The 2,628-nt window shown below is 55.3% G+C and carries 1 protein-coding gene; it reads left to right on the top strand.

Going from position 1 to position 2,628, the window contains the following annotated elements:
* Positions 1 to 2,596: efflux RND transporter permease subunit (locus ACTF5Z_RS11385; protein ID WP_438985740.1), on the top strand; the 2,596-nt coding region annotated here is incomplete at its 5' end.
* Positions 2,597 to 2,628 lie beyond the last annotated feature (32 nt).

Here is a 2,628-nt window from a genome sequence, read left to right on the forward strand (position 1 = left end):
ACGCCTACCGGGTATCTCTCGCGTGACCATCGTGGGGTTGCAAGACCCCGAAGTGCGAGTTTTAGTGGATCCCATGCTAGCAGAGTCGCACGGGGTCACACTCTTAGATGTCGTCAATGCCATTCAAGCACGTAACGTTTCAACAACGGGGGCCACACTGGAAGCGGCAGACCGACGCAGCCAGGTCATCGTTTGGAGCCGGTTTGAGGATCCTATCGATGTCGGCGAAACGGTAGTTGCATCTGCGTCCGAAGGTCTTGTTCGAGCAAGGGACATCGCTCGCATTGAAGCCACGCGCGAGGATACGGGACTAATCGTGCAAACCAATGCGCAACAGGGATTATCACTCATCGTTCGAAAACGTGAGGGCGGTGACGCCATTGAAGCCGTCGACGCCATTCGCGAGCTGATGGACGCAACAACTATTCCGCCCAACGTCAGCTTTGAATACGTCAACGACGTCACCTTCTTTACTCGTAATCGATTAGAAGTCATGGCAACAAACGGAGTCATGGGCGCGGTTATCGTGGCATTAATTCTTTTGGCATTTATGCGCAGAGCGGCCGCAGTGTGGGTCTTAGTGGGTATTCCCGTGGTATTTTGCGGAGCAATCATTTTGCTATTCCCACTCGGCATGACTTTCAACCTGTTCACCCTGACTGGGCTGGTAATCGTGCTGGGCATGGTGGTCGATGACGCTGTTGTCGTCTCCGAAAATATCGTAATGCACCAAGAGCGAGGGCTGAGCTCAATCGATGCAGCGGTCGTCGGCACACAAGAAATGGTCAAGCCCGTTATGGCCGCCGCTATTACTACGGCACTGGCTTTCGGCCCCATTGTGGCAATGGGGGGCATCCCGGGAAAGGTAATGTGGCAAATCCCCGCGATGGTCGTACTCGTGCTCGTATTCTCGTTGCTGGAATCTTTCTTTATTTTGCCCGCGCATATGTCTTCGGTGCGAGCCGGCAATGCCAGGAAGCGCGCTTGGGTTCAAAGGCTCGAAGAGCACTACCGTCTCGCGATTAGAACCTGCCTTCGGCACCGAAGCCTTGTGATTGGCGCTGCCTTTGCCACACTCCTATTTGTAATGGCTGTGATACAGCCGCGCGTCGATTTTGTTCAGTTTCCGCAGGCAGACGCTCGCCTACTGTTCCTCAAGATCAGTGCGCCGGTCGGCACACCTCTGGAACGAACAGAAGCCCTCTCAGCCGATCTGCAGCGACAAATTCGATCGATCACCTCAGAGGATTTTAGAGCCGTTACCGCCCGAATCGGCCACCAAGACGTAAACGGAAACGAAAAGGCACGAGGAGAGGCGGAACACGAAGCTTTACTCACGATCGTCTTTAAGGAGCTCGATCGACGCTATACGAATCAAGAATGGATACAGATATTACAGCGAGACCTCGTTATTGACCCTCGCGTCCAGCTAACCTTTCAATCCGAGTACGTAGGCCCCCCGACAGATCAACCCGTCACCTTACATGTACTTGCCAACGAAGCCGGGAGCCGCCGAGCCGCAGCGAGCGAGATCGCGGATTGGGTCGGTTCGCAGCCTGGCATTACTCAGCTCCAGGTGGATGAGCGGCCCGGCACACCCAAGCTGGACCTCAACTTGGATCACGATAAAATCGCCATGCTAGGACTAGATGCGCGCAGCGTAGCGCTCGCTGTACAAGCGGCCTTCTTCGGAATCGAGGCATCTGAACATCGGGACGTCGATGACACCACGGAGCTTAGAGTGCAGCTCGCACCCTATGCGCGCGTCAATCTGGATGCGTTACTCGACACCTCGGTGCGTTCGACCACCGGCGAACGGGTACCGCTGCGCGACGTTGTGCGGCCGATAGAAACCCCTGGGCTGGATCGTATTTACCACCGAGACGGATCAAGAGCGGCAACGATACGCGCCAGCTTCACCCCCGATGCACCTTGGACAGCCGTCAGCTTTGCGCAGAAAGTCCGAACAGAACTCATGCCGCGCTTTGCCGATCAGCCAAACTTAGAGCTGATCATCGGAGGGGAAGCCGCCGACACAGCCGAAACCACCGGTGCATTGGGGTCTGTTGCACTTTTAGTTGTGCTAGCCATCGCTGTGGTGATCTGGATTCTGCTGGGTTCCTTATTAGAGGCGCTCTCAGTGGTAATCGTTATTCCCTTTGCTCTTGCAGGAGTGATCATTGCATTTTTCATGCACGGTCTGCAGCTTTCTATGCCCGCCGTGATCGGAACGATTGGTTTAGCGGGCGTAGTTGTCAATGCGTCTATTGTGATGATGGACTGCGTGCACCGAAATATGAAAAAGAACGACAGTCAAAGATCCACGCGAGAAGTTGTCGAAGACGCGGTAGTCTCTCGCCTGCGCCCGATTTTGATCACGACTCTGACCACGCTGGGGGGCGTACTCCCAACAGCTTACGGGATCGGTGGCTACGACCAAATCGTAAGTCCCATGTCGATTGCGATCGGCTGGGGGCTTCTCTTCTCAACGGTCGTAACACTGTTCGTGATTCCTGCTCTGTTCTCCGTGGCGCACGACGCGACCGCCTGGTTGAATCGAATCAAGATGCGCCTAACGCGGCAAGAGTTTAAGTAAACGCCCCTCGCTCGAGCCGCGTTCGTCTTCTA

Source organism: Aequoribacter sp., from assembly GCF_965659035.1.
Classification (GTDB): Bacteria; Pseudomonadota; Gammaproteobacteria; order Pseudomonadales; family Halieaceae; genus Aequoribacter.